The sequence below is a fragment of the Ramlibacter tataouinensis genome (assembly GCF_001580455.1).
Lineage (GTDB): Bacteria > Pseudomonadota > Gammaproteobacteria > Burkholderiales > Burkholderiaceae_C > Ramlibacter > Ramlibacter tataouinensis_B.
The window spans coordinates 784,036-809,847 of the sequence record NZ_CP010951.1 but is presented as its reverse complement, the minus strand read 5'-3'; the positions used below and the strand labels follow the sequence as shown (position 1 = coordinate 809,847).

The 25,812-nt window shown below is 67.9% G+C and carries 33 protein-coding genes; 32 read left to right on the top strand and 1 reads right to left on the bottom strand.

What is annotated here, in order from left to right; genetic code table 11:
• Nucleotides 1–14: 14 nt before the first annotated feature.
• The 16 genes from UC35_RS03985 to UC35_RS03905 are packed head-to-tail and all read left to right on the top strand — an operon-like array spanning nucleotide 15 to nucleotide 12,064.
• Nucleotides 15–398, top strand: a complete 384-nt coding sequence (locus UC35_RS03985; protein WP_061496403.1) for a hypothetical protein — start codon at nucleotides 15–17, stop codon at nucleotides 396–398.
• A gap of 22 nt (nucleotides 399–420) precedes the next feature.
• Nucleotides 421–855 (top strand): flagellar basal body rod protein FlgC, encoded by a 435-nt coding sequence (gene flgC, locus UC35_RS03980; RefSeq protein ID WP_061496401.1) that lies wholly within the window; start codon nucleotides 421–423, stop codon nucleotides 853–855.
• Nucleotides 852–1,184 (top strand): flagellar hook-basal body complex protein FliE, encoded by a 333-nt coding sequence (gene fliE, locus UC35_RS22905; RefSeq protein WP_082792617.1) that lies wholly within the window; start codon nucleotides 852–854, stop codon nucleotides 1,182–1,184. Before flgC ends, fliE begins: the two co-directional genes overlap by 4 nt.
• Before the next feature lie 18 nt (nucleotides 1,185–1,202).
• A complete protein-coding gene (gene fliF / locus UC35_RS03970; RefSeq protein ID WP_061496400.1) occupies nucleotides 1,203–2,636 on the top strand; it encodes a flagellar basal-body MS-ring/collar protein FliF in 1,434 nt (477 codons plus the stop codon).
• Entirely contained in the window at nucleotides 2,633–3,205 is a 573-nt protein-coding gene (locus UC35_RS03965; protein WP_061496398.1) for a hypothetical protein, read from the top strand. The genes fliF and UC35_RS03965 overlap by 4 nt, the downstream gene beginning before the upstream one ends.
• Nucleotides 3,202–4,032 (top strand): FliH/SctL family protein, encoded by an 831-nt coding sequence (locus UC35_RS03960; protein WP_061496396.1) that lies wholly within the window; start codon nucleotides 3,202–3,204, stop codon nucleotides 4,030–4,032. The genes UC35_RS03965 and UC35_RS03960 overlap by 4 nt, the downstream gene beginning before the upstream one ends.
• Nucleotides 4,029–5,396 (top strand): FliI/YscN family ATPase, encoded by a 1,368-nt coding sequence (locus tag UC35_RS03955; protein WP_061496395.1) that lies wholly within the window; start codon nucleotides 4,029–4,031, stop codon nucleotides 5,394–5,396. Before UC35_RS03960 ends, UC35_RS03955 begins: the two co-directional genes overlap by 4 nt.
• Nucleotides 5,393–5,860, top strand: a complete 468-nt coding sequence (locus tag UC35_RS03950; protein WP_061496393.1) for a hypothetical protein — start codon at nucleotides 5,393–5,395, stop codon at nucleotides 5,858–5,860. Before UC35_RS03955 ends, UC35_RS03950 begins: the two co-directional genes overlap by 4 nt.
• A complete protein-coding gene (locus UC35_RS23425) occupies nucleotides 5,857–7,272 on the top strand; it encodes a hypothetical protein (RefSeq protein WP_145979324.1) in 1,416 nt (471 codons plus the stop codon). The genes UC35_RS03950 and UC35_RS23425 overlap by 4 nt, the downstream gene beginning before the upstream one ends.
• Nucleotides 7,269–7,667 carry a flagellar hook assembly protein FlgD gene (locus UC35_RS03935; protein WP_061496387.1) on the top strand — a complete coding sequence of 133 codons (399 nt, stop codon included), beginning with the start codon at nucleotides 7,269–7,271 and terminating at the stop codon, nucleotides 7,665–7,667. The genes UC35_RS23425 and UC35_RS03935 overlap by 4 nt, the downstream gene beginning before the upstream one ends.
• Before the next feature lie 30 nt (nucleotides 7,668–7,697).
• On the top strand, nucleotides 7,698–8,882 hold the full coding sequence (locus UC35_RS03930; RefSeq protein ID WP_061496385.1) for a flagellar hook protein FlgE: 1,185 nt from the start codon (nucleotides 7,698–7,700) through the stop codon (nucleotides 8,880–8,882).
• 6 nt (nucleotides 8,883–8,888) lie between these two features.
• A complete protein-coding gene (locus tag UC35_RS03925; protein ID WP_145979323.1) occupies nucleotides 8,889–9,686 on the top strand; it encodes a FliM/FliN family flagellar motor switch protein in 798 nt (265 codons plus the stop codon).
• Between the two features lie 28 nt (nucleotides 9,687–9,714).
• On the top strand, nucleotides 9,715–10,077 hold the full coding sequence (locus UC35_RS03920) for a FliM/FliN family flagellar motor switch protein (protein ID WP_061496382.1): 363 nt from the start codon (nucleotides 9,715–9,717) through the stop codon (nucleotides 10,075–10,077).
• 5 nt (nucleotides 10,078–10,082) lie between these two features.
• Nucleotides 10,083–10,496, top strand: a complete 414-nt coding sequence (locus UC35_RS03915; RefSeq protein ID WP_061496379.1) for a flagellar biosynthetic protein FliO — start codon at nucleotides 10,083–10,085, stop codon at nucleotides 10,494–10,496.
• Nucleotides 10,493–11,269, top strand: coding sequence for a flagellar type III secretion system pore protein FliP (gene fliP / locus UC35_RS03910; protein WP_227820443.1), 777 nt, complete (start codon nucleotides 10,493–10,495; stop codon nucleotides 11,267–11,269). The genes UC35_RS03915 and fliP overlap by 4 nt, the downstream gene beginning before the upstream one ends.
• Before the next feature lie 3 nt (nucleotides 11,270–11,272).
• The gene (locus UC35_RS03905; RefSeq protein WP_061496378.1) at nucleotides 11,273–12,064 is read left to right on the top strand and encodes a sigma-70 family RNA polymerase sigma factor; all 792 of its coding nucleotides are present in this window, start codon (nucleotides 11,273–11,275) and stop codon (nucleotides 12,062–12,064) included.
• 3 nt (nucleotides 12,065–12,067) lie between these two features.
• Here the strand turns inward: UC35_RS03905 and UC35_RS03900 are convergent, their stop codons facing one another.
• A complete protein-coding gene (locus UC35_RS03900) occupies nucleotides 12,068–13,207 on the bottom strand; it encodes a YeeE/YedE family protein (protein ID WP_061496375.1) in 1,140 nt (379 codons plus the stop codon).
• A gap of 222 nt (nucleotides 13,208–13,429) precedes the next feature.
• Between UC35_RS03900 and UC35_RS03895 the strand changes: the two genes are divergently transcribed.
• The 16 genes from UC35_RS03895 to UC35_RS03820 all read left to right on the top strand — a co-directional run bounded on the left by UC35_RS03895 (nucleotide 13,430) and on the right by UC35_RS03820 (nucleotide 25,700).
• Nucleotides 13,430–13,858: a DsrE family protein gene (locus UC35_RS03895; RefSeq protein ID WP_415752693.1), complete on the top strand. Its 429-nt coding sequence runs from the start codon at nucleotides 13,430–13,432 to the stop codon at nucleotides 13,856–13,858.
• A gap of 34 nt (nucleotides 13,859–13,892) precedes the next feature.
• Entirely contained in the window at nucleotides 13,893–14,228 is a 336-nt protein-coding gene (locus UC35_RS03890) for an ArsR/SmtB family transcription factor (RefSeq protein ID WP_061496373.1), read from the top strand.
• Nucleotides 14,229–14,283: 55 nt separating this feature from the next.
• Nucleotides 14,284–15,237: an MBL fold metallo-hydrolase gene (locus UC35_RS03885; protein ID WP_061496372.1), complete on the top strand. Its 954-nt coding sequence runs from the start codon at nucleotides 14,284–14,286 to the stop codon at nucleotides 15,235–15,237.
• Nucleotides 15,234–15,707, top strand: coding sequence for a hypothetical protein (locus UC35_RS03880; RefSeq protein WP_061496371.1), 474 nt, complete (start codon nucleotides 15,234–15,236; stop codon nucleotides 15,705–15,707). The genes UC35_RS03885 and UC35_RS03880 overlap by 4 nt, the downstream gene beginning before the upstream one ends.
• Before the next feature lie 139 nt (nucleotides 15,708–15,846).
• On the top strand, nucleotides 15,847–17,187 hold the full coding sequence (gene soxC, locus UC35_RS03875; protein WP_061496370.1) for a sulfite dehydrogenase: 1,341 nt from the start codon (nucleotides 15,847–15,849) through the stop codon (nucleotides 17,185–17,187).
• Nucleotides 17,171–18,274 carry a c-type cytochrome gene (locus tag UC35_RS03870; protein ID WP_061496369.1) on the top strand — a complete coding sequence of 368 codons (1,104 nt, stop codon included), beginning with the start codon at nucleotides 17,171–17,173 and terminating at the stop codon, nucleotides 18,272–18,274. The genes soxC and UC35_RS03870 overlap by 17 nt, the downstream gene beginning before the upstream one ends.
• 86 nt (nucleotides 18,275–18,360) lie before the next feature.
• Nucleotides 18,361–18,816, top strand: coding sequence for a thiosulfate oxidation carrier protein SoxY (soxY, locus tag UC35_RS03865; protein ID WP_061496367.1), 456 nt, complete (start codon nucleotides 18,361–18,363; stop codon nucleotides 18,814–18,816).
• A gap of 48 nt (nucleotides 18,817–18,864) precedes the next feature.
• Complete coding sequence (gene soxZ, locus UC35_RS03860) at nucleotides 18,865–19,176, top strand: thiosulfate oxidation carrier complex protein SoxZ (RefSeq protein ID WP_173861247.1); 312 nt, start codon at nucleotides 18,865–18,867, stop codon at nucleotides 19,174–19,176.
• 61 nt (nucleotides 19,177–19,237) lie between these two features.
• Nucleotides 19,238–20,038, top strand: coding sequence for a sulfur oxidation c-type cytochrome SoxA (gene soxA, locus UC35_RS03855; protein ID WP_061496362.1), 801 nt, complete (start codon nucleotides 19,238–19,240; stop codon nucleotides 20,036–20,038).
• 11 nt (nucleotides 20,039–20,049) lie between these two features.
• Entirely contained in the window at nucleotides 20,050–20,706 is a 657-nt protein-coding gene (soxX, locus tag UC35_RS03850; RefSeq protein ID WP_061496361.1) for a sulfur oxidation c-type cytochrome SoxX, read from the top strand.
• A gap of 70 nt (nucleotides 20,707–20,776) precedes the next feature.
• Nucleotides 20,777–22,507, top strand: coding sequence for a thiosulfohydrolase SoxB (gene soxB, locus UC35_RS03845; RefSeq protein ID WP_061496359.1), 1,731 nt, complete (start codon nucleotides 20,777–20,779; stop codon nucleotides 22,505–22,507).
• Nucleotides 22,508–22,519: 12 nt separating this feature from the next.
• Nucleotides 22,520–23,029 (top strand): GlcG/HbpS family heme-binding protein, encoded by a 510-nt coding sequence (locus UC35_RS03840; RefSeq protein ID WP_061496357.1) that lies wholly within the window; start codon nucleotides 22,520–22,522, stop codon nucleotides 23,027–23,029.
• Nucleotides 23,030–23,200: 171 nt separating this feature from the next.
• Nucleotides 23,201–23,926, top strand: a complete 726-nt coding sequence (gene folE / locus UC35_RS03835) for a GTP cyclohydrolase I (RefSeq protein ID WP_061496355.1) — start codon at nucleotides 23,201–23,203, stop codon at nucleotides 23,924–23,926.
• Nucleotides 23,927–24,015: 89 nt separating this feature from the next.
• Entirely contained in the window at nucleotides 24,016–24,441 is a 426-nt protein-coding gene (locus tag UC35_RS03830; RefSeq protein WP_061496353.1) for a BLUF domain-containing protein, read from the top strand.
• Nucleotides 24,442–24,453: 12 nt separating this feature from the next.
• The gene (locus tag UC35_RS03825; protein WP_061496351.1) at nucleotides 24,454–24,879 is read left to right on the top strand and encodes an acyl-CoA thioesterase; all 426 of its coding nucleotides are present in this window, start codon (nucleotides 24,454–24,456) and stop codon (nucleotides 24,877–24,879) included.
• The gene (locus UC35_RS03820) at nucleotides 24,876–25,700 is read left to right on the top strand and encodes a DUF429 domain-containing protein (RefSeq protein ID WP_061496349.1); all 825 of its coding nucleotides are present in this window, start codon (nucleotides 24,876–24,878) and stop codon (nucleotides 25,698–25,700) included. The genes UC35_RS03825 and UC35_RS03820 overlap by 4 nt, the downstream gene beginning before the upstream one ends.
• Nucleotides 25,701–25,812: the final 112 nt, after the last annotated feature.

Below are 25,812 nucleotides of genomic sequence, written 5' to 3'. Positions count from 1 at the left end.
CAAAGCGTTCACAAATGACAGCCGCCATCGATTCCATCACCACCGCCGCGCTGGCCCTCGCGCTCGACGCCGCCAGCCTGCGGCAGCAGGCCATCGCCGCCAACATCGCGAACCACGCCACGGAGGGCCATGTGCCGCAGAAGCTCGACTTCGCCTCGCAAATGGACGACGCGCGGCGCAGCGTGGACAGCAAGGGCCGGATCGATCCCTCGTCACTTGCCGGCGTGCGATTGCAACTGGAGCCAATGCTGGACGCCCAGGGATTGCCCGCCAAGGTTCATCTCGATGAGCAAATGGCGGACCTTGCACACAACACCGTGCACTTCCAGGCCCTTGCCCGGGGCCTCAGCCGGCACTTCGCCATCCTCTCCAGCGCTGTCAACGACGGCAAGCGCTGATCCTTCGTCGAGCCCAGGCACCATGGACTACTCACCCACCTTCGCCATCAGCGCCGCCGGGATGGCGCTCGAACGCGCGCGCGTCGAAGTCGCCGCCTTGAACCTCGCCAACGCGCACACGACGCAGGCGGCCGGCCGGCCGGCCTACCAACCCCTGCGAGTCGTCGCGCAAGCCGCCTTGCCGGAAGCCTTCGCCGCGCTGCTGGAAAGCGACAGGGCGGCGGGCCTGAAGCCCGACTTTCGCGTCGAACCGGCCGCGGTCGCGCCGCGCATGGTGCACGAGCCAGGCCATCCGCTCGCCGATCCGCGTGGCTTCGTGAGCTACCCGGGCGTCGATCCTGCAACCGAGATGGTGTCGATGATGAGCGCGACGCGCGCGTACGAGGCCAACGTCGCCGCAATGAACGCGGCCCGCACGATGGCATTGAAGGCGCTGGACATCGGGGGGACGTCATGAACGGCGGCCTGCCTCCCATCGGTGCCATCCCGCCCGCACAGGTCAACAACCTCTTTCCGGAAGACCTGGTTGGCCCGCAGCGCATCACGGGCGCCGGCACCGGCGCGCCCGCGATGTTCGCCGACATGGTCAGCCAGGGCCTGGCGCAGGTGAACGAGAAGCTGCAGGCCGGCCAGGCGGGCCTGCAGCGCCTCGCCACGGGTGACGTCCAGAACGTTCACCAGGTGATGATCCAACTCGAGGAATCGCGGCTGTCCTTCCAGCTCATGATGCAAGTTCGCGGGCGCCTGCTCGAGGCCTACCAGGACATCATGAAGATGCAGATATAGCGGGCCGGGGAAGACACGATGCTGAAGGACTTCTGGAGTTCCCTCGCACCCGCCGCGCGTGCGGGCTTCGTGGCCGGCGTGGTGCTCGTGGTGACACTGACCGCCGGCGCGGCGGCCTGGGTGCTGCGCACCGACTACCAGGTGCTGTTCACCGATCTGAAGCCGCAGGACACCGCGCTCATGGTTGCCGAACTTGACCGCATGAAGGTCCCGTACAGGATCGGCGCGGACGGCAACACCATCTCCGTGGACGGCGCTGTCGTCCATGCGACGCGACTCAAGCTGATGGGCAAGGACATTCCACTGCACGGCGCGGCGGGCTTCGAGTTGTTCAACAACGCGGATTTCGGCATGACCGAGTTCGCACAGAAGGTCAACTACCAGCGCGCCTTGCAGGGCGAGATCACGCGCACGATCCTCGCGCTGTCGGAAGTGCGCGATGCGCGCGTGCACCTGGCGATGCCGGAGGAAGGTCTCTTCAAGCGCGCCACCAGCAGGGCCAAGGCCGCCATCACGCTCAGTCTAAAGACCGGGCAGTCGCTGCGGCCCGAACAGATCACCGGCATCCAGCGGCTGGTGGCCGCGGCGGTGCCCGGCATCGTCGCGCAGGACGTCACGATCGTCGACCGGCAAGGCGTGGCGCTGACCCGGGTCACTGCGGCCGAAGGCGAACAGGACGGGGCGGGCTCGAACCGCCTCGACCTCAAGCGCGACACCGAACGCCTGTTGGCACGCAAAGCCACGGAAGTGCTCGAAGGCGCCTTCGGTTCCGGCCAGGTGCTCGCCAGCGTCGACGTGACACTGAACATGGACTTGGTGCGCGTCACCACCGAAGACGTCATCGGGGCGCCGGGGCGCTCCGGCCAGAGTTCTGCCGGTGTGATCGTGCGGGAACGGGAAAGCGCTCGCGATGTCGGCCCCCCGCTGGGCGGCCGCACGGATGCGGGCGGCCGCGCCAGCAACAGTCAGCGCGAGGTCGAGTACCAGGTCGGCCGCCGGGTCGAGCAGGTCGCCACGCAACCGGGCGCGATCCGGCGCCTTCAGGTGGTGGCAGTCGTCCGCCAGCCTATGGACGACAAGCAGATCGAACAGATGCGCACGCTCGTCGCGGCCGCCGTCGGTGCGATGCCCGAGCGCGGCGATAGCGTGGTCGTGCAAAGCCTGCGTGCCTTCGAGACCCCCGCACTGCAGGATGCGCCGCCGGCGGTGATCGAAGAGCGCGCGCCGCCTGCGGCGAAGACCCCGAACTGGCCCGACATCGGGGCGATTGGCGCACTGGCGACGGCACTGGCCCTGTCGTTCATCCTGGCCGCCATGGTGCTCTGGCGTCGTGCGCGCAGCCGTGACAGCGGGATGAGCGCGGACCAGAGGCAACTGCTGCTGGAACAGATGCGCCAGTGGCTCGACGCCGGGGGCACTCAGGATCGGGCGGCCAACGGAGGTCCGGCATGAGTGCCCGGCAGGAAGCCCTGCGTCGCTGCGCATTGACGCTGCATTCGGTGGCCAAGTCAGACCGCGAGTGGTTGCTCGCCCGGTTGCCGGATCAACAGCGCGGTGAACTCGCCACACTGCTGGGTGAACTCGAAGCACTCGGGATCCCGCCCGATCGGGCCATGGTGAAGATCGCGACCCGGCCGTCGCCCGCGGCTCGCCGACCTGCACGGATTGCGCCGGCATCGCCGCAGCACGTTTCGCTCGCAAGTCCGCAGGATGTCGCCATGGTCTTGCGGCACGAACCCGCTGCCGTGATCGCGAGGGTGCTGGACGCACGCGGAGCACAGGAGCGTGACGCCGTGTTGTCCCGGCTCGGCCCGGCCAAGCGGCGCGAAGTCCAGGAACTGAAGCGGAGCCACGACGCGCGTCGCGCGCCGGGGGAGGGCGCGCGACTCTACGAAGTCCTGCGCGAAGAATTCGAGGCGCGCCTGTTGGCACAGGTCGCGGCTCGTCCGGCGACGATCTCGCATGCTCTCAGCCGCCGTTGGTATGCGGCGCGCGGCCGGCTCGGCGCCTTGCTGGCATGAGACCCAAGCACCTCGCCGACAAGCCGGCAGCAGCGCCCGTGCTGCGCGGTGTGGTGCTGCACGCGCAGCCACACGCGCTCGTGCGGCCGGGTCGCATGCCCATCGCTCCCGCTGCCAAGACGACGGTGCACCCACAGCCTGCCCCCTCGGCCCAGGCTGCGGTCGAAGCCGCGTTCGCTGAAGGGCGACGGGAAGGATTCGCCGCGGGCCACTCGGCCGGCGCCGGCGAAGAGCGCCTCAAGTTCGATGCGCTGATCGAGGAGGCTCGCGCGCGCGCACGGGAAGAGGGTAGGCAAGCGGGGCTGCAGCAGGGCCTGGACGAGGCCGGGCAACAACTGGCCCGCGCACGGGATGACGCGCGCGCAGAATCGCTGGCCGTGCAGCGCGCAGCTGTCGCGCGGCTGGAGTGCCTGTTGCGCTCGGCCTCCGCCGCAGTCATCCAATGGCGTGCCGATGGCGAAGAGGATCTCGTTGCGCTGGCCCACGAAGCGCTATGCCGCATTCTCGGCGCGCAGGCGTCGCAGCCCGAAACGCTGAAAGCGATGGTGCGTCATTTGCTCGCCGAACACGGCCGGCGGTCGCCGTTGAGCGCTCATGTGCACCCCGAAGACTTCGCGGCGCTGGCGAGCGTATCCGAGCCTGACGGCTGGCAGTGGGTCGCCGACGAGGCAGTGTCGTTCGGCGGCATGATCCTGCGCTCGCCGCAAGGTGGCCTGGATGCCCGGCTCGAAACGCAGCTGGCGGCGCTGGGTGGCGCCCTCGCCGCCGCCCGGGCGAAGCGCAGGCCGGCGCAGGCCTCGTACTCCGACGGTGGACAAGCCTCATGACGAGCGTGCTGGCCGCCTATCGCCCGATCGTCAACCAGGTGCCCCTGGTGCGGCGCGTTGGGCAGGTATCCCGACTCGGGGGCCTTTCGGTGGAGGTGCAGGGACTCGATGCGACGGTGGGCGAACTGTGTGCCATCTGGCCTCGCGATCCCCGTCACGGCGCCTCGCAACAACCCGTTCTGGCCGAGGTGGTCGGCGTGCGCACGGGCCATCTCGCGCTCATGCCCTATGGCCCGGTTCATGGCCTGGCCGCGGGCTGTGAGGTGGTGGCGCAGGGCAGCGACTCGCAGATCGCGGTGGGTGAGGCGCTGCTAGGCCGGGTGATCGACGGCTTCGGCCGTGTGCTCGACGGCCTTCCCGCGCCGCAGTTGCCCGAAAACAGGCCGCTGCGCGGCACGCCCGCGAATCCGATGCTCAGGCCGCGCATCGATGCCATGTTGGAGACCGGCGTGCGCGCCATCGACTCGCTCCTCACCCTGGGCCGCGGCCAGCGGGTGGGCATCTTCGCGGGAAGCGGAGTGGGCAAGAGCACGCTGCTCGGCATGATCGCGCGCCATGTGACGGTTGACGTCAACGTGATTGCGCTCATCGGCGAGCGTGGGCGCGAGGTCAAGGAATTCATCGACAAGCAACTCGGAGCACAGGGGCTGGCGCGCTCCATCGTGGTGGTGGCGGCGTCCGACCAGCCCGCGCTCGCGCGGCTGCGCGCGGCGCATGCGGCCCTTGCGGTGGCCGAGCACTTTCGCGATGCGGGCAAACACGTGCTGCTCACGATGGATTCGGTCACCCGTTTCGCGATGGCCCGCCGCGAAGTTGGGCTGGCCGCCGGCGAGCCGCCCACAGCGCGCGGCTACACGCCGTCGGTGTTCGCGGAACTGCCCGAGTTGTGCGAGCGTTGCGGCACCGGCGCGGCCGGCGGTTCGATCACGGCGCTGATGACCGTGCTGGTGGAAGGCGACGACATGAACGAGCCGGTGTCCGACAACATGCGGGCCATCCTCGACGGCCACATCGTGCTCTCACGCCAGCTCGCGCAATCGGGGCAGTATCCGGCCATCGACGTGCTGCAAAGCACGAGTCGCGTGATGCCCGACATCACGTCCGCCCCGCACCGCCAGGTCGCGCTCCATGCCGTCAAGACCGTCGCGTTGCTCGAGCGAAATCGGCAGCTCATCGATATCGGCGCGTACGAGACGGGCAGCAACCCGGCACTTGACTCGGCGCTCGCGCTGCAATCGCAACTGCTCGACTGGCTGCGCCAGCGTGACGGCGGCGTGCCTGCCGCGCAGGCCTTGGCGCAGTTGGCCGACATCTTCAAGCCCGTGGCTGCAGCTCCCGCCATTCCTGCAAGGATGGCGGCATGAGCGCCAGGCCCGTGCGTGGCTTCGACTACGCGCTCGAGCCCGTGCGGCGCCGGCGCGAGTGGCAGCTCGAGGCCGCGCAGGCCGAGCTGGGCCGCGTGCAGCGTGCCTTGGCCGAATGCGAAGCCGATCGCGAGCGCGTCGAGACGGAATGCGCGGCCGAAGCCAGCGTGGCGGGCAGGGCCTGGTCCGCACGCCCCGACCCGGTGGCGCAGTCGCATCGGCTCGCCTACCTTGCAGCCCTCCAGCAGCGGCGCAAGGACGTCGAGGCAGAAGCGGCTGAGCTCGCGCGCCAGGTGGCGGACGTTCGGCGAAAGTGCCTGGAACGCCAGCGTCAGCTCGATGTGCTCGACGAGCATCGCGGCGACGCCCTTGCCGAACACTTGGCCGAGGCGACGAGAAGGCAAGCCGTGCAGGCCGACCAGGAGTGGTCCGCGCGCGCGGCACAAGCCGGAGAATTTCAATGAGCACCCCTCAAGTCGGCGCCGCGCCGGCCTCGTCCCTGTTCAAGCGCGAACCCGCAGGGGGCGCGAACGGCGAGGGCGAACAGGAGGCCTGGCGGCGCGAGATGGAGCGCGCACAGATGCAGGCGTGGCTTTCACACGGTTTGCTGCGCCATGGCGCGGCGACACCCCAGCTCGCCGTGAGCGCATCGAGCGCATCGAGCGCATCGAGCGCATCGAGCGCAGCGGCAGCCTCGCCTGCCGCAGCCTTGGGCGAGACAGACCGATCGGGCGCGTCCACGGTCTTGGTTGCGCCCTCGTCCTCGCACACGATGTCAAGCGGCGGGTCGCGAGCCCTGGGCGCCAGCGACACGCCCAAGACCCAAGAGGGCATCCGCGATGGCATCCCCGCCGCATCTTCGTCGGAACACGCCGTGTGCCAGTCGTCTGCATTGGAAGCCGGGTTGGATCAGCCCGCACCGCGGGCCCCAGCCGGTCCGGCGCAACCGTCGATGCCATTCGCTGGAGCATGCCCAGCCGGCATCCGGATGGATGAGCCCGATCGAATTGCAGATTCGGAAGAAGCCACACTTCCTGAAGCCGCATCTCCGCAGCCATGCGTCGTCGCGCAACAGTCCTGGCAAAGCTCCTCGCCCGAGGCGTGCGTGCACGGGGGCGATGATGTGCGTGCGGCCTCCAGCCCGTCAGGCGAAATCGGGCACGGCAAACGCGCGGAAGTTGCGGCGGTGGCCGGTGCCACAGGTGATGCCATGGCAAGCTCCGGGTCGCCGGCTGGCCGAATGCCGTCCATTGCCGAGCATGCACACGACCATGCGTTTGGCGACTGGATGACGCAATTGGCTGCCGTGCTTCAGCGCCATGGGCCGGTCCAGGCGAGCTTCGGCCACGCGACCTTCAGCGCACTCGCGATCGGCGGCGGAACGACGCCTCATGCGATGCTGGCCTCGGATGCCTCCGTCGCCAGCCTCCCGGCGGCGATGCAGCCCGAGCTGCCCGTCCAGCCCCCGATGCTGGGCTCGGCGGCATGGCTCCGACCCGGTACGACTGCCCGTGCCGATGCCGACGTTCAGCCGGAGGCTGCCCTCCGCCGAAGCGGCGCGGGAGCCGCCAATGCCTCCGGAGTGAAGCACTCACCGCAAGCCGCGCAGGAGCCGATCCGCGTCCATGCCGATTGGTCGGCCGACGGCGTGCGGATCTGGCTCGGCATGGATGCGGGAACCCAGCAGGCCTTGCCCGCCATCCGTGCGCAACTGCAGCGCTGGCTGGCCGCCCAGGGGTTCAAGCTGTTCGCGATTTCCTGCAACGGCCGCTTGCTCGAGCGCGAGTCAGATGTGGCGGGCCTTTCCGATGCCGACGGTGCATCGATGCCAGCCAACGAGCCCCTCCCGTCGTTCTTTCCCAAGGAGATTCCATGACGATCAGCGCAATTTCCTCTGGCGCCGCGACCACGCAGGCCAAGCCCATGGGCATGGAGGACTTCCTGAAAGTGCTGCTCACGCAGTTGGTCTACCAGGACCCGCTCAAGCCCATGGACAACCAGGAGTTCATGGCGCAAATGGCGCAATTCACGTCACTCGAGCAAACCGAACAGCTCAACGAGAAGATGTCCACTTTGATCGCCAACCAGGCTGCGCTGCAGTCGGTCGGCCTGATCGGCCGCACCGTCGACATCGCAACGTCCGGCGGCCCGATCACCGGCCAGGTCGCCGCCTTGTCCCTCTCGGGTGACGTTCCTTCGATGACCGTGACGACCAGCGGCGGCGTCACGATCGACAACGTCAGCCTCAGCCAGATCACCGCCGTGCGCTGATCGCGCGCCAAGAATCCCAAGGAGAAACCAGTGCTCAACTCGATCTACATCGGAATGTCCGGCCTCCAGGGCTACTCACAGGGCCTTCGCGTCATCGCCAACAACACGGCCAACCTGAACACCCCGGGCTTCAAGGGCTCCAACCTGCAGTTCGCCGACATGTTCTACAGCAACAACCAGGCGCAGGCCGGGGCCTCGGGAATGATGCAGGTGGGCTACGGCCTCAACACCGCGGGCACGGTGCTGAACTTCCAGCAGGGCGAGCTGAGGCAGACGGGCAATAGCCTGGACCTCGCGGTGGACGGCCAGGGCCTGTTCACGGTGAAGGACGCCAACGGCAACCTGCACTACACGCGTGCGGGCCAGTTCAGCTTCAACACCGAAGGTGTGCTGGTCAACCGGGTGGACGGCAGCAAGGTGATGGGCATGGACAAGAACGGCCAACTGCAGGAGATCACGCTCAGCGGCGCGTCGACGTTGGCAGGCAAGGCGACGACGACGGTGAAATTCAACGGCAACCTGTCCAGCACCGCGACGGAGCAGACGATCAGCGCTGTGAAGGTCATCGACAGCGTCGGCGGCGAACACCTGCTCACCGTCAAGTTGACCAACGATGGAGCCACCACGCCGGGCCATTGGACGGTGCAGGTGCTCGATGGCACGACGACAGTCGGGTCCGGCAGCATCCAGTTCTCCGGCGGCAGGCCCGATCCCGCGAACAGCAAGGTCAACGTCACGTACACGCCCACCGGGCTGGCCGCCCTTCCGCTGACCTTCGACTTCAGCACCGATGTGACCTCTTTCGCGTCGGGCAACCTGTCGACCCTCGCCTTTGCGAGCCAGGACGGGTTCGTGCCGGGCGCGCTCACGGGCGTGAGCTTCGACGGCAGCGGCACGCTGGTCATGGCGTATTCGAACGGCCAGACCGTGAAAGGCGCGCAACTGGCGCTGGGCCGCTTCGACAGCCTGGACGCCGTGGTAGCCGCCGGCAACAACCAGTTCGACGCGACCAACACGCTGGCCTGGCATATGGGCGTGTCCGGCGCCAACGGATTCGGTTCGGTCCGTGCCGGCATGGTCGAACTTTCGAACGTCGACCTCTCGCAGGAGTTCAGCGACCTCGTGATCATGCAACGCGGCTACCAGGCGTCGTCTCAAGTGATCTCAACCGCGAACGAGATGCTCCAGGAACTGTTCCAGATGAAGAGCAAGTAAGTGCGCTTGAACAACGACAAGTCGGCGGGCCGTCCGCTCATGTGGTGGACGGACTCGCAGCTGAACGATGTGGCCGGGCGCGTGCGGCTGGCCTGGGCGCAATGGGCTGCAGAATGGGCGTGCGAAACCCGCGGGGGCGATCGGGTGGTGGCGGCGCCCGCGCATGAGTCGAACGTGGAGGAGGAACCGCAGTGGCTCCCTTTGGGTTCGCACGGCGATGGCGGCGCATGGATCGCGCCCGCTGGCCATCCGCAGCAGGGGGTGCGTAGCCTGCTATTCGGACGCGAACCGGCCACTCGAGAAACGATCGCTGACGTGGTCGCGTGCCGCGCGTGGGACGAGCTGCTCGGCCGGCTGCGATCTGGCTTGCGCCAGCAGGATGCCCTGGACGCATCGCCGCCCGATGCGCACCTTCATCGGCCGTGGTCCGGCGCGGTGGTCGTGACCTTCGGTGGACAGGCGTCGTGGCGCCTGCTGCTCGAAGCGGCGTGCGTCGGCGCGGTCGCGGCGCCATTGCCAACTGCCGAACGGGGTGCCACCCACAGGCCCGCCCTCGTCCCGATGCAACAGGCCATCGCACCCCACCCGCTTCCGCTGTGCGTGGAAATCACCGGGTGCGACCTCGACCTGGGCAGCCTGGCCGGCTTGCGCGTAGGCGACATCCTGCCGCTGCCGCATCCCTTGGACCGCCCGCTGATGGTTTCCATGACCGGGGGAACGCCGCTGTGCAACGGCTTCCTCGGCCGCCAAGGCTCCTTGAAAGCCATCGAACTCGCGCCGGCGCACGCCGCTGAGCCTCATTGAATTCACCCAACCTGGAACAGAAGGCAGTATGACCCCCGAGCAAGCCACCACGACCGCGCGCGCTACCGGCGCGCCCACGGCGCAAATCATCAGCCTGGGTGATCTGCATGGCGAGCCTGCGCACCGCGCGGCCGCAGCCCCCGTGATCGACAGCGCGAATCCCCTGCATGCCGTGCGGGCGCGGCTGCAGGTCTGCGTGGGCGAGACCGAGGTGACGGTGGGGGAGTTGCTCGCCGCCAGGGAACACCAGGTGCTCGTGCTGGACCGTGCCGTGGATCAGCCGGTGGACCTGGTGCTCGAAGGCAAGGTCGTGGCGCGCGGACAGCTGGTGGCCGTCGACGGGTGCTTCGCCGTGCGCATCAGCGAGCTGCCGGTTCCGCTGAAGGCGTGAATCGCATGCTGCGCCGCCTGCTGCACGCGATCTGCTTCGCGCTGCCGTTGCTGGCGGCGGTCCCGGGCACAGTATGTGCCCAGGATGCGATCGCCTCCCAGTTTCCGCAACTGCCGCTCAAGCGTGAGCCCGCAGCACAAGACTCCGTATCCGCCGCGTGGGGATGGAGTGCCTTGCTGCTGCTGGCGGTGGCGGGTGTCCTCGTGGCTTTGAAGCGGCGCTCGCCGCTGACCGTGCGGAGTGCCCAGGGGGCTCCGAAACCGGTGGGCAGCGCCTCGCTCACGCCTCACGCAACGTTGCATGTCGTGGAGTGGCGGGGCGAGCAACTGCTTCTTGCCTGCACGCCCCACGCAGTCACCGTCGTGTCCCGGCACGAATTGACAGCGGACACGGAGTCCCCGAAGGGCACGGCCGCATGAATCGCATCGCCCTGATCCTGCTGTGGCTCTCGATGTCGTTCGCCTTCGTCCCGCCTTCCGCCGCACAGGCTCCAGCGGGGGCTGCATCCAAAGTCTCGCCCGCGCCGCGCGCGACAGCGACGTCGGCGCCCTTACAGGAGACGCCAGAGACGGCGCAGGCGGTGCGCATCGTCATCGGCCTCACGGTGCTGGCGATCCTTCCGGCACTCCTGATTTGCATGACGGCCTTCCTGCGCATCATCATCGTGCTGTCCATGCTGCGTCACGCGATCGGCATGCCGGAGACCCCGCCCAACACCGTGTTGCTCGGCCTGGCCCTGTTCCTCACGCTGTTTACCATGTCGCCCGTCTTGCAACAGCTCAACCAGGACGCAGTGCAGCCGTTCATTGATGGCAGGCTGGGTGTGCAGGGTGCTTACGAGCAGGGGGCGGCCCCGTTGCGCGAGTTCATGGTGCGCCAGACTCGCGAGCAGGACCTTGCCCTGATGGTCGAAGTGTCGAAGTCCGGGCGCCCGGAGAGCATGGCCGACATCAGCAACGTTCAGCTGATTCCGGCGTTCATGTTGTCCGAGCTGCGGGCCGCCTTCCAGATCGGCTTCGTGATCTTCCTACCGTTCCTGTTGATCGACCTCGTAGTCTCTAGCGTGTTAATGGCGCTCGGCATGATGATGATGCCACCGACGACGGTCGCCTTGCCGCTGAAGATTCTGATGTTCATCCTCGTCGACGGTTGGAGTCTCGTGCTCAAGGCGTTGATGGGCTCGTTCCACTAGCCGATGAACGCGACTCCCGGCTTGTCACAGGAAGTGCCTCACCCGACCGACGGCTCCTCGCACGAGTCTCAGTTGTGGCGCCGCTGGCGTGATGACGCGGACGAGGCTGCGCGGCGCGCGCTGCTGGACATCCATATGCCCTACGCTAAGGTCGTCGCTGCCTCCTACTTCGGAAAGCGCCTGAATGACGAAATCGAGTTCGCCGACTACCTGCAGCTCGCCTCGGTCGGCCTGATCGAATGCGTGGACCGATTCGACCCGTCGCTCGGCGTTCAGTTCAGGACCTATGCGGCCCGCCGCATGCACGGCTCACTGGTGGACGGTATCGAGCGCATGACCGAGAAGCAGCAGCAAATTGCCGCGCGCCAACGCATCGAGGAGCAACGACGTGTCGTCATCAAGGCGGCGGCCCCCGCGGCTCCAGCGGAAAGGACCGGCCAGCGCTCGGCGGAACAGGTGCTTCAGTACGTGGCCGACGCCGGCCTGGCCTTCGCGCTTGCGTGGTTGCTCGACGGCACTGGCATGTTGCAGGCGGGGGAGGCATCGGAGGCTGTGCCGTTCTACCGGGACGTCGAGCTTCAGCAGTTGCGCCAGCGCATCGTCGACCTTGTGCGCACACTACCGCCGCAGGAGCGCAAGGTGGTGCAGGACCACTACTTCCAGGAACAGCCGTTTGACGACATCGCCGACGCCATGTGTCTGAGCAAAGGCCGAATCTCGCAAATTCACCGGCGAGCGCTATTGCACCTGCGCGAAAACCTGCAGGGACAGCAGGCCTTTGATGTCAGTTGGTAGTGCTCAGGCCTGCGCGGCGGCGGGGCTGGCCAGCCGGTCGGACTGGCGCACCTGGCGCGCGATGGCAGCCCAGGCGCCGGCCGATATGCCCAGGATGGCCAGCATGGCGCCGCAGGACAGCATCGCCAGGCCGGTGACGCCGTTGCCGACCGAGCAGCCGAGGGCCGTGATGCCGCCGAATCCCATGAGTGCCGCGCCCGCGGCGTGGTCGCCGAGCTCGCGCGGGGTCCGGAACGATTCGATGCGGAAGTCGCCGCGCAGGCGGGCGGTGGCGAAGGCGCCCAACAGCACGCCGAGGGACAGCGTCACCCCGAAGGTGGCGACGGTCGCCTTGTCGGACCACATCGTGAGCAGGTCCAGCACGTGGCCCATGGGCGCGGAGAACGAGAGGGCCTCGGGGCGGCGCGATTGCGTGCCCAGCCAGGCGGGCTCCAGCGTCTCGGGGTGCTCCGGCAGGAAGCCGATGCTGCCGGTGAGGAACAGGGCGGCGCCCACGAGCAGGCCGACCACGATGCCCCCCAGCCAGTGGCCGGTGTCGATCTGCGAGCGCAGGCGCCAGGCCACCGCAGCCACAGCAGCGGCCAGGGCCGAGGCGAAGGTCCATCGCAGAACGCCCGGCGAGAGCGACAACGCGCGGCCGATCACGCCGCCCAGGTCCTGGGGGCCGGTCAGCGTGGCGCCCAGCGTGTCCAGCACGCCGCTGCGCAGGGGCGCCAGCGCCCCGCGCAAGGTCATGAGGGCCACGATGGCGACCAGCACCAGCGTGACGGCGGCCTTGAGGTCGCCCTGGCCGGCCTTGACCAGGCAGCGCTGCGGGCAACCGCCGGCGAGCACCATGCCGTAGCCGAACAGCAGGCCGCCGACCAGGTAGGACACCCAGGGGAAGCGCTCACTCCAATAGATGGTCCGGCCGGCATCGAGCAGTCCGGCGCTGGACAGGGCCTGCACGCAGATCGCGCTGGCGCCAATGGCCAACAGCCAGGCGACCAGCCGGCCCGCGCCGCGGAACACCACCCAATCGGAGATGGCGCCCCGCACGCAAAAGCGGGTGGCCTGGCCCACCGCACCGAGCGCGAGGCCGATGGCGAGGCCGCCCCAGACGACAACTTGGGAAAGGCTTCGCGGATCGAGTTCAGCGCTCATGTCGAATTCGTGGGTGGTCAGGCGAAACGCGCACCGCGCGGTTCAGTTCAATGTGGCACCGAGTGTAGCGTTCGACGCACGTTCGGCCTCGGCCTTCCGGGCGGAGAGTGCCGCGCTGATACATCCAAAATAAAGCAACTAGTGATATACCCTGAGCAGGCCCGGTGCCCGGATGGGCTAAGGTAGGCGCCGTGGGCCCGGCCCGCTTTCCTGGAGAGTTTCTTGATCCGAATCACACGCTTGCTGGCCGTCTTTGGCGTCATGTGGCTGCTCGCCTTTGGCGCGTTCGCCCAGGACAAGGTGGTCTACCACATCGATGATGCCGAAGCCCAGGCGACCAAGGGCCTGCGCAATGTCCGCAATCACCTCGACGTGGCGCCGGACACCAAGATCGTGGTGGTCACGCATGCCAATGGCGTCGACTTCCTGATGGAAGGCGCCAAGGACAAGAAGAACCCGAACATCGACTATGCCTCGCTGGTGAGCGCGCTCAAGGCGAAGGGCGTGCGCTTCGAGATCTGCGAGATCACGCTGCGCAACCGCAACCTCAAGAAGGACCAGTTCACCATGGATGCGGAGTTCACGCCTTCCGGCGTGGCGCGCATCGGCCAACTGCAGTCGCGCGAGCACTACGCGTACATCAAGCCCTGACAGGGACGGGCAGGGGCGATTTCCAGGGTCCGGCATGGTGAAGCGGCAGTCAGCGAGAGAGAGCAGCAGCGTCGAATCCGACGAGGTGTTCGAGATGGCGGCCGAGGTCTTCCGGGTGATGTCCGCCCCCATGCGCCTGAAGATCATCAGTTGCCTGTGCAACGGCGAGAAGAACGTCTCCCAGTTGCTGGAAGAGGTCGACACCACCCAACCCAACATGTCGCAGCACCTGAACACGCTGTACCAGGCGGGCGTGATCGGCCGGCGGCGCGAGGGCGTGCAGATCTTCTATCGGATCATCAACGACCGGGTCGTGACGCTGTGCCGCGCGGTGTGCACCCAGATCGCGATCGAATCCGATCTGAAGTAGCGCAAGGCCGTTGCGCCGCTTCGGTCCTGAACCCCCGTATCCACTGAGCTAGGCCATGGCTGCGCGCGCGACTCGGAGGCATTTCACCGCTGCGCTGGGCGCACTGCTGCTGGCAGGGGTCGCGGTGGCGCAGCCCAGCCCCCGCAAGGTCGAACCCAAGCAGGTGTCGCCGTCTGCCTGGTTCGTGCAGGGCGAGGCGGCGCTGGGCAGTCCCGGCAACCGCAATTTCATCTCGAATGCCGGCATCGTCGTGACGCCGGCCGGCGTGGTGGTAATCGACGCGCTCGGCTCGCCGCAGCTCGCGCGCGAGCTGCTGGATGAAATCGCCCGCATCACGCCGCAGCCGGTCACCCATGTGGTGGTGACGCACTACCACGCCGACCACATCTACGGGCTGCAGGAGTTCCGCAAGCGCGGGGCGCGCATCCTGGCGCAGCGCGGCGCGCTGGAGTACATCCACTCCGACACCGCCGCGGCGCGCCTGAAGGCATCGCGGGTGGACCTGGCGCCCTGGATCGACGAGCGCACTGAACTGGTGGTGCCCGACCAGTGGATCGACGAGCGCACCGAGCTGGTCGTCGGCGGCCAGCGGCTCATCCTGCAGCCGGTCGGACCGGCGCACACGCCGGAAGACACGGTGGTCCTGCTGCCGTCCGAAGGCGTGCTGTTTTCGGGCGACATCGTTTTTCGCGGACGCATCCCCTTCGTCGGGCAAGCCGACAGCCGCCAATGGATCGCCGCGCTCGACCTGCTGCTGAAGATGGAGCCGAAGGTGGTGGTGCCCGGCCACGGCGCCCTGTCGTCGACGGCGCGCGAGGACCTGCAGCTCACCCGCGACTACCTGGCCTTCCTGCGCGAATCCATGGGCGCCGCGGCGCGCGAGATGGAGCCGTTCGACGAGGCGTATGCGCGCACCGACTGGTCGCGCTTCGAGCACCTGCCGCTGTTCCGCGCGGCCAACCGCATGAACGCCTACAACACCTACCTGCTCATGGAAAGGCAGCGGTGATCACGCGGCGCGCGGCGCTGTGGGCCATGGGGCTGACGGAGTTTCCTCTCTGGGCAGGGGCGAACGACGGCAAGGCGGCCGGAGCGTTGCCGCAACCCAAGTCCCTGGCCACGGAACTGGAGCGCGCGCTGGCCGCGCGCAAGGCGCTGGTGCTCCTGGTCAGCTTGGAAGGCTGTCCGTACTGCAATCTGGTGCGCGGGTCCTACCTGGCGCCGCTGCGCGAGCAGGGGCAGCCCGTGGCGCAGATCGAATGGGGCCGCGCCACGGCGCTGGCCGACCTGCAGGGCCGCGCATCCACCCACGACGCCGTGGTGCGGGCTTTCGGCGTCCGTCTTGCCCCGACCGTGCTCTTCCTTGGGCGTGGCGGCAAGGAGGCGGCGCGCCGGCTGGCCGGCATGGCCATCCCCGATTTCTACGGCGCCTACCTGTCCGAGCGGGTCGAGTCGGCCAACCGGGAAGTCGCTGCCTAGCCGGCTTGGGGTTTGTCCCGACCCTTCACGGTGGCCTGCGCCAGTACATTCGCATCTCCTTATATTAGTAATTCACGATTCATTAGGCGCCGCACGGGCGCGATGGATTGGGCGGCAGGGGCAAGGAGCGACAGTGGATTTGAACCGGACGTCCGGCAGGCTCATCAAGGCACCGGAGAACTTCATCGACCGCGCCGGCGTGGGCAGGGTCTTCGCCGAGGCGAAGGAAGGGCGGCGGGACTTCCTGCGCAGCGCGTTCGCTGCCGCAGCCGGAGTCGCGGCGGCCGGCAGCGCCGTGGCGGCGCAGCCGGAGGGCGACCCCAACATCCTGAACCTGCCGGAGCACTCCAAGGGCCTGGGCCAGCCGGTGGTGACCGACGGCTACGGCAAGCCCTCCAGGTACGAAGGCAATGTGCAGCGCCGGCAAAGCCCGGGGCTCACGCAGACCGCGCAGGCCTCCGTGTCCTTCGCGCCGCTGCAGTCGCTGTTCGGCATCGTCACGCCCAGCGGACTGCACTTCGAGCGGCATCACCAGGGCTGGTGGGACATCGACCCGTCGAAGCACCGCCTGATGCTCAATGGCATGGTGAAGACGCCCAAGGTCTTCACGATGGACGAGATCATGCGGCTGCCCTCGGTGTCGCGCTTCCACTTCATCGAGTGCGGCGCCAACACCGGCATGGAGTGGGGCAACGTCGCGGTGCCGACCTGCCAGTACACCCACGGCATGCTGTCCTGCAGCGAGTTCACCGGCGTTCCGCTGATCACGCTGCTGGAGATGGCCGGCGCCGACCTGAAGGCGGGCCGCTTCATCCTGGCGGAAGGCGCCGACGGCTCGTCGATGACCCGCACCATCCCTATGAGCCTGGTGCGCTCGGGCGAGGTGCTGGTGGCCTACGGCCAGAACGGCGAGATGCTGCGCCCGGAAAACGGCTACCCCCTGCGCCTGGTGGTGCCCGGCGTGCAGGGCGTCAGCTGGGTGAAATACCTGCGGCGCATCGAGCTGGGTGACCAGCCCTACGGAACCAAGGACGAGACGGTCCACTACGTCGACCTGATGCCGGATGGCCTGCACCGCCAGTACACCAGCATCCAGGAATGCAAGAGCGTCGTCACGACGCCCTCCGGCGGCCAGGTGCTGCTGGACAAGGGCTTCTACAGCATCTCGGGGCTGGCCTGGTCGGGCCGGGGCAAGGTGAAGCGCGTCGACGTCTCGGTCGACGGCGGGCGCAACTGGCGCACCGCGCGCCTGCAGGACCCCGTCATGAGCAAGTGCCTCACGCGTTTCAACCTCGATTGGGTGTGGGACGGCAAGCCGGCGATCATCCAGAGCCGCGCGATCGACGAGACCGGCTACGTGCAGCCCACGAAGCCGCAACTGCGCGGCGTGCGGGGCACGCGGTCGATCTACCACAACAACGCGATCCAGTCCTGGCTGGTGCAAGAAAGCGGGGAGGTCCGGAATGTCCAGCTCTCCTAAGCGGCTCGCGTCATGGGCGATGGCGCTGGTGGCGCTGGTCGCGGCCGCGGCGCTGCCGGCCTCGGCGCAGGAATCGTCCAGGGACCGCTTTCCGGGCATCGGGCGCGCGGCCACGCCGGCCGAAGTCGCCGCCTGGGACATCGACGTGCGTCCCGACTTCAAGGGCCTGCCCAAGGGCGCGGGTTCCGTGGCCAAGGGCCAGGACGTCTGGGAAAGCAAGTGCGCCAGCTGCCATGGCGTGTTTGGCGAGTCGAACGAGGTGTTCGCCCCGCTGGTGGGCGGCACGACGGACGAGGACATCAAGACCGGCCGGGTGGCGAACCTGAAGCGCAACGACTTCCCCGGGCGCACCACGCTCATGAAGGTGTCGTCGGTCTCCACCCTGTGGGACTACATCAATCGCGCCATGCCGTGGAACGCCCCCAAGTCGCTGAGCACCGAGGAGGTGTACGCCGTGACCGCGTACCTGCTCAATCTCGGGCGCATCGTGCCGGACGACTTCACCCTCAGCGACGCCAACATCGCGCAGGTGCAGCAGCGGCTGCCGAACCGCAACGGCGTCACCACCGCCCATTCGATGTGGCCGGGCCGGGAGTTCGCGGGCACCGCGCAGCCGGACGTGAAGGCCGCTGCCTGCATGTCGAACTGCCCGGGCGAAACCAAGACCACGTCGATGCTGCCGGACCACGCGCGCAATGCGCACGGCAACCTCGCGCAGCAGAACCGCCTGGTGGGGGCCCAGCGTGGGGCCGACACGACGCGGCCGGCCGGCTCCGGCTCGCCCAGCCCGGTGCCGGCGGCGGCACCGGCGGCTGCCGCGAAGCCGGTTGCCGCGGCCGCGCAAGCGCCGATCGAGCTGCTGCAGAAGAACACCTGCACCGCCTGCCACGCGCCGGACCGCAAACTGGTGGGCCCCAGCTGGGGCGAAGTGGCGAAAAGGCACGGAGGCAAGGCCGACTATCTGGCGGCCAAGATCCGGAGCGGCGGCTCCGGGACCTGGGGCAGCGTGCCCATGCCCCCGCAGTCCATCAGCGAAGCCGACGCCGGCCGGATCGCCCAGTGGCTGGCCGCCGGGGCCGCGCCCTGAGCGGGGGCGTGCGTCGGCAGGGATTGTCCTGATCGAAATCAACAAGGCCTTACATTAGTATTGACTTAAGTAATTCTGGAGAGCAAATGCAGAACCGTCGTGAAATCCTCAGACAGTCGCTGGCCGTGGCGGGCCTCCTGGGCGCCACCGGGCTGTTTCCGCAATTCGCCTGGGCCTTCAACAAGTCCGCCTTCGAGGCCAAGAGCATCGCCGACGCGGTGAAGGCCTACGGCGGCGCGGCGCCGGCCGAAAGCAAGGACGTCACGCTGACCGCGCCCGACATCGCGGAAAACGGCGCCGTGGTGCCGATGGCGGCGGCTTCCAGCCTGCCCGGCGTCAAGCACCTGCTGATCCTGGTGGAGAAGAACCCCAGCGCGCTGGTCGCCAAGTTCGACGTCTCCGATGCGATCGAGCCGAACCTCGCCACGCGCGCCAAGATGGGCCAGACCTCGGACGTCTACGCGGTGGCGATCACCAACGACGGCAAGGCGTACTACGCCAAGAAGGAAGTGAAGGTCACGCTCGGCGGCTGCGGCGGCTGATCGGGGGCTGTTTCCCTCCATCCCAATCGAATTCCTGGAGCAGAACCAATGGCAGATCCGATGCGCATCCGCGCGCAATCCCAGGGCGGCAACGCCGTCGTGCGTGTCCTCATGAGCCACGAGATGGAAACCGGCCAGCGCAAGGACAGCGCCGGCAAGACCATCCCGGCCTGGCACATCACCAACGTCACCGCCACCCACAACGGCAAGCCGGTGCTCAATGCCGAATGGGGCCCGGCGGTGGCCAAGAACCCCTTCCTGCAGTTCACCGTCAAGGGCGCCAAGGCCGGCGACAAGATCGCCGTGACCTGGAAGGACAACAAGGGCGACACCCGCACCGACGAAGCCGCCGTCAGCTGACCGTTCGCGGCCGGTCCGGCATTTGGCATTGCAAGAGGCACCCCAAGAGGAGACAAGAACGATGCGAACCTCCAAGATCGCGCTGGCGATCGCCCTGGCCGGCGTCGCGGCCGGCGTGGCGGCCCAGAAGAGCGCCACCCAGGCCATCGACGAGTACCGCGCCATGCTGGCGGACGGCAATCCGGCGGACCTCTTCGAAGCCAAGGGCGAGTCCCTGTGGAAGCAGAAGCGCGGGCCGAAGAGCGCGTCCCTGGAAGCCTGCGACCTGGGCAAGGGTCCGGGCGTGGTCAAGGGCGCGTTCGTGGAGTTGCCCCGCTACTTCGCCGACACCGGCAAGGTGCAGGACCTGGAGACGCGCCTGATCACCTGCATGGAGCGCCTGCAGGGCTTCAACGCGGCCGAAATCGCCAAGACGCCGTTCGGCAAGGGCGAGATGGCGAACGTCACGGCGCTGGCCACCTTCGTCGCCGCCGAGTCCAAGGGACTGCCGTTCAACCTGCCGCAGGCGCACCCGCAGGAGAAGACCTTCTACGAAGCCGGCAAGCGCCTGTTCTTCATGCGCGGCGGCACGCACGATTTCTCCTGTGCCACCTGCCACGGCGAAGACGGCAAGCGCATCCGCCTGCAGGACCTGCCCAACCTGACCAAGAACCCGGGCGATGGCGTCGGCTTCGCGGCCTGGCCGGCCTACCGGGTGTCCAACGGCCAGATGTGGAGCATGCAGCTGCGCCTGAACGACTGCTACCGCCAGCAGCGCTTCCCGTACCCCGAATTCGGCAGCGACGCGCTCACCGCGCTGTCCACCTACCTGGGCGTCAACGCCAAGGGCGCCAAATCCGCGGCGCCCGCCATCAAGCGCTGAGAGGAGCCGTCATGAAGAAGACTCACGCCAAGCTGGCCGTTTGCATCCTGGCCGCCGCGGTGGCCGCCGGTTGCGCCGCCGTCATCGGTGGCCCGGACGCCGACCAGGTCGCCGCCGACATGGTCAAGACGGGCTTCCGCTCGGAAGGCATCGCCAAGATCGACCGCGTCACCACCATCGACGAGACGCTGAAGGTTTGCAACGCCGCGGACGTGGCTGGCAAGCCGCTGGAGGCCGCCCTGGCCAAGCGCATCGAAGAAGCCAACCTCAAGTCGATCAAGTGGCCGAGCGACGGCAAGTTCCTCGGCGACTGGAAGCAGGGCGAGCAGATCGCGCAGAGCGGCCGGGGGCAGACCTGGACCGACACCGCCGGCTCGGCCAACGGCGGCAACTGCTACAACTGCCACCAGATCGCCAAGGAGGAAATCTCCTTCGGCACCATCGGCCCCAGCCTCTACAACTACGGCAAGATCCGCGGCATCTCCGACCCGAACAGCGCGGCAGCCAAGCCCATCGTGGAATACACCTGGGGCAAGATCTGGAACGCCAAGGCCTACAACGCCTGCTCCAACATGCCGCGCTCGGGCCACATGGGCAACCTGAACGAACAGCAGGTCCGCCACATCATGGCCTTGCTGCTTGACCCGGCGTCACCGGTCAACAAATAGGCCGCGCCGGCGCGACCAGCGAGCGCTCAGCCCGGGGCCCCCCGGGCTTTCTTTTCCCGATTTCCCCACCATGAATCTTTCCAAGCGCGAGTTCCTGCAGGTCATGACCGCCGCCTCGGTGGCCGGCATGGGCCTGGGCCGCTGGGCCTCGGCCGATGCGGCGACCGCGTCCAACCGTCTCTACGACGTGCCGCGGTTCGGCAATGTGTCGCTGCTGCACATGACCGACTGCCATGCGCAGCTGAAGCCGATTCATTTCCGCGAGCCCAGCGTCAACCTCGGCGTCGCCGACATGAAGGGGCGCCTGCCGCACCTGGTTGGTGAACACCTGCTGAAGGCGGCCAAGGTGCCGGCCGGCAGCGCCGAGGCGCACGCGCTGACCTGCCTGGACTTCGAACAGGCCGCGAGCCGCTACGGCAAGGTCGGCGGATTTGCCCACCTGGCGACGCTGGTCAAGCAGCTCAAGGCGAGCCGTCCCGGCGCGCTGCTGCTCGACGGCGGCGACACCTGGCAGGGCTCGGCCACCAGCCTGTGGACGAAGGGCCAGGACATGGTCGACGTCTGCAAGCTGCTCGGGGTGGACGTGATGACCGGTCACTGGGAGTTCACGCTCGGCATGGAGCGCGTCAAGGAGATCGTCGAGAAGGACTTCGCCGGCCGGGTGGACTTCGTCGCGCAGAACGTCAAGACCACGGACTTCGGCGACCCGGTGTTCAAGCCCTACGTGATGCGCGAGATCAACGGCGTGCCCTGCGCCATCATCGGCCAGGCCTTCCCCTACACGCCCATCGCGAACCCGCGCTACATGGTGGCCGACTGGGAGTTCGGCATCCGCGACGACGAGATGCAGAAGGTGGTGGACGAGGCCCGCGCCAAGGGCGCGCAGGTGGTGGTGGTCCTGAGCCACAACGGCATGGACGTCGATCTCAAGATGGCCAGCCGTGTTTCCGGCATCGACGCCATCCTGGGCGGCCACACCCACGACGGCATGCCGGTGGCTTCGGTGGTGTCCAACAAGGGCGGCAAGACACTGGTGACCAACGCCGGCTCCAACGGCAAGTTCCTGGCCGTGATGGACTTCGACGTGAAGGGTGGCAAGGTCGTGGACTACCGCTACCGTCTGCTGCCGGTGTTCGCCAACATGCTCCCGGCCGACAAGGAAATGGATGCGCTGATTCGCCGCATCCGCGCACCCTACGAGGCGAAGCTGGCGGAGAAGCTGGCCGTGACGGAAGGCACCCTGTACCGGCGCGGCAATTTCAACGGCTCGGGCGACCAGCTGCTGCTGGACGCGCTCATGGACGTTCAGGGCGCCGAGATCGCCTTCTCGCCCGGCTTCCGCTGGGGCACTTCGCTGCTGGCCGGGCAGGACATCACGCGCGAGTGGCTGATGGACATGACGGCGACCACCTATTCCTATGCGACCGTGAGCGACATGTCCGGCGAGATGATCAAGACCGTGCTGGAAGACGTGGCCGACAACCTGTTCAACCCGGATCCCTACTACCAGCAGGGCGGTGACATGGTCCGGGTTGGCGGGCTGCAGTACACGATCGATCCCACCGCCGCGATGGGCAAGCGTATCGGCGAGATGCGCCTGAACGGCAAGCCGATCGAGGCCTCCCGCAGCTACAAGGTGGCGGGCTGGGCGCCGGTGGCGGAGGAAGCCGCCAAGGCCGGCAACAAGCCGGTCTGGGAGGTGGTGGAGCAGTGGCTCAAGTCGCGCGGCGGCAAGGTGGCGGCGCGCAGTCCGAACGTGCCCAAGATTGCCGGCGCCTTGCCGAACCCGGGATTCATCTAGGAGAACAGCATCATGTCGAACCGCCGTTGCCGGATCGCAAGCGCCGCGCTGGTCTGCGCGCTGGGGTGGGGCGCTGCCTCGGCCCAGCAAGCGGCCACCTACTCCGCGCGGTCGCTCACACCGGAAGCCGCGCTGCGCGCGGCGCAGGCGGCGATGCAACGCTGTGCCCAGGGCGGTTACCAGGTCGCCGTGGCGGTGAGCGATCGCGCCGGCCATCCGCTGGTGATGTTGCGCGACCGCTTCGCCGGACCGCACACCCCCGACACGGCGGCGAACAAGGCCTACACGGCCGTGACCTTCAAGATGGACACCCTGGCCTTCGCGCGTGCCACGCAGGCCAGCGAGGCGTCCTCCGGCATCCGCCAGCTGCCGCGCGTCGTCGCGATCGGCGGCGGCCTGCCGATCGAAGCCGCCGGCGCCTTGGTCGGCGGCATCGGCGTGTCGGGCGCGCCTGGCGGCGATGCCGACGACGCCTGCGCCCGCGCCGGCATCGCGGCGATCCGGGACGACCTGGAGTTCTGACCCGCGGCGAGGACGGGACGGCCGCTCGCGCAGGGGCCTGGAACTCAACAATTAGGCTTGCGTCGTGGCGCAAGTCCCCTCATCGTCCAATGGGCCGAAGGCTGCTACTGACCCGTGGGGGCATGTCGCCCCCACAAAGGGCGGGAAAAGGCCGCGGTGTTACCATTTCCCATGCTCATGAAAGCGCAAGAGACTCATCCCAAGCTGGACACCGACGAGGGCACGCCCGTGTCGGTGAAGATCCGCGAGCGGATCCTGGCCGCCCGCAAGCGCTTCCATTCCAACGACAACATCGCCGCCTTCATCGAACCCGGCGAGCTCGAACTGATGCTCGATGAGGTCGAAGCCAAGATGCAGGGCGTGCTCGACAGCATGGTCATTGATACGCAGGGCGACCACAACACCAACGACACCGCCCGGCGCATCGCCAAGATGTACATCAACGAGGTGTTCCGGGGCCGCTATGCCAAGCAGCCGTCGATCACCGAGTTTCCCAACGCCGAGCGCCTGAACGAGCTGATGATCGTTGGCCCGATCACGGTGCGCAGCGCCTGCAGCCACCACTTCTGCCCGGTGATCGGCAAGCTGTGGATCGGCATCATGCCCAACGAGCACACCAATGTGATCGGCCTGTCCAAGTACGCGCGGCTGGCCGAATGGGTGATGGGCCGGCCTCAGATCCAGGAAGAAGCGGTGGTGCAGCTGGCCGACCTGATCATGGAGAGAACGCAGCCCGACGGGCTGGCGGTGGTCATGGAGGCCAGCCACTACTGCATGGCCTGGCGCGGCGTGAAGGACCTCTCCAGCAAGATGATCAATTCGGTGATGCGCGGGGTGTTCCTGAAGAACGAAGCGCTGCGTCGCGAGTTCCTTTCCCTGATTCCCGACAAGGGCTAGAACGATGCGCCCCGACGCTCGTCACTTCGTGTACTCGCTGCCCCCCGGGGGGGCGTCAGCCTCCTTGAGGCGGCTCGGCGGAGGCTGAAATGCTGGTACGCCTCCTCTACTGCAGCCGGGCGGTGGATACCAGCCCCGACGCCATCGATTCGATCCTGGCGCAGGCGCGCCAGCACAACCCGTCCAGTGGCATCACCGGCATCCTGTGCTACGGCGCGGGCATCTTCCTGCAGGCCATCGAAGGCGGCCGCATCCCGGTGAGCGAGCTGTTCGGCACGATCCTGAACGATCCGCGCCACAAGGACGTGTCGCTGCTGCATTTCGAGGAAATCCTGGAGCGCCGCTTCGGCGACTGGAGCATGGGGCAGGTCAACATCTCCAAGGTCAATCACACGACCCTGCTGAAGTATTCCGAGACGCCGACGCTGGACCCCTACGCGGTGTCGGGCAAGGTCTCTCTTGCGCTGCTCGAAGACCTGATGGCCACCGCCGCGATCTGCGGCCGCGCCGGCTAGCGGCGCGTTCGAATGACAGTGCTCGCACGGCTCGCGCGCACGGTCACCTGGGGTGACTGCGATCCGGCCGGCATCATCTTCTATCCCACCTATTACCGCTGGATGGACGCGGCAACCTGGGCCATGGTGGCGGGCGCCGGCTTTCCGCCGGCGCGCATGCGGGCCGAGCATTTCACCATTCCGCTGGTCGATTCGAACTGCGCCTTCCTGAGCTCGCCGGTGTTCGGCGACGAATGCGAGGTGCGCTCGCAGGTTTCCCGCTGGGGCCGCAGTTCGTTCACCGTCAGCCACGAGTTCATCCTGAGCGACGGGCGCGTGCTGGCCCGCGGCACCGAGGCGCGCGTCTGGTGCCGCTACGAAGCCGGGCCCGGCAGCGCGCTGCGCAGCGAAGCGATCCCGCAGGAGCTGCGCGCGGCCCTGGGCGCAGCGCCGGCGTGACGGCCGCGCTGCCCGCGCTCGTGGGCTGCGATTTTTCCAGCGCGCCCAGCCGCCGCAAACCCATCGTCATCGCGCACGGCATGCTGTCTGGCGACGGCGTGCGTCTGGACCGATTGGAGCGGCTGGATTCGCTCGCAGACTTCGCCCAGTGGTTGAAGCAGCCGCAGGCCTGGGTCGGCGGCTTCGATGTTCCCTTCGGCCTGCCGCGCGCGCTGGTCGAGCATCTGGGTTGGCCCGCCGAGTGGCATGCCTGCATGGTCCACTATGGGCAACTCAGTCGCGCGCAGATCCGCGACACCTTCGCCGCGTTTTGCAGCGCCCGTCCGGCCGGCGCCAAGTTCGCCCATCGCGCCTTCGACAAGCGCGCCGGCTCGAGTCCCTCCATGAAATGGGTCAACCCGCCGGTGGCGTACATGCTGCATGCGGCGGTGCCGCTGCTGCTGGAGGCGGGCGTGCACCTGCCGGGGCTGCACGCAGGCGACCCCAGCCGGGTCGCGCTCGAAGCCTATCCCGGCTTGCTGGCGCGCGAGCTCATCGGGCGGCGCAGCTACAAGAGCGATGACAAAGGCAAGCAGACGCCCGATCGTCGCGCGGCCCGGGTCGAGCTGCTGGCGCAGCTGGAGCAAGGACAGACGCGCCTGGGCCTGCGTGCCGTGCTCAGGCGCGAGCTGCGCGCCGTGCTGCTGGAGGACGCCACCGGCGACGCGCTCGATGCCTTGCTGTGCCTGGTGCAGGCGGCCTGGGCCCTGCAACAGGGGCCGCCGCGCTACGGGTTGCCGGATGAGGTCGATGCCCTGGAGGGATGGATCGTTTCCTGCTGAGCACGCGGCAGGCAGCTCCCTGCGTGGCAGTTACGCGTGTTTACGATATCCGTTACGCATGCTTACGCACGGTCGGCCTAGCATGGCTCTGCAAGACACAGGTCTCACGCCC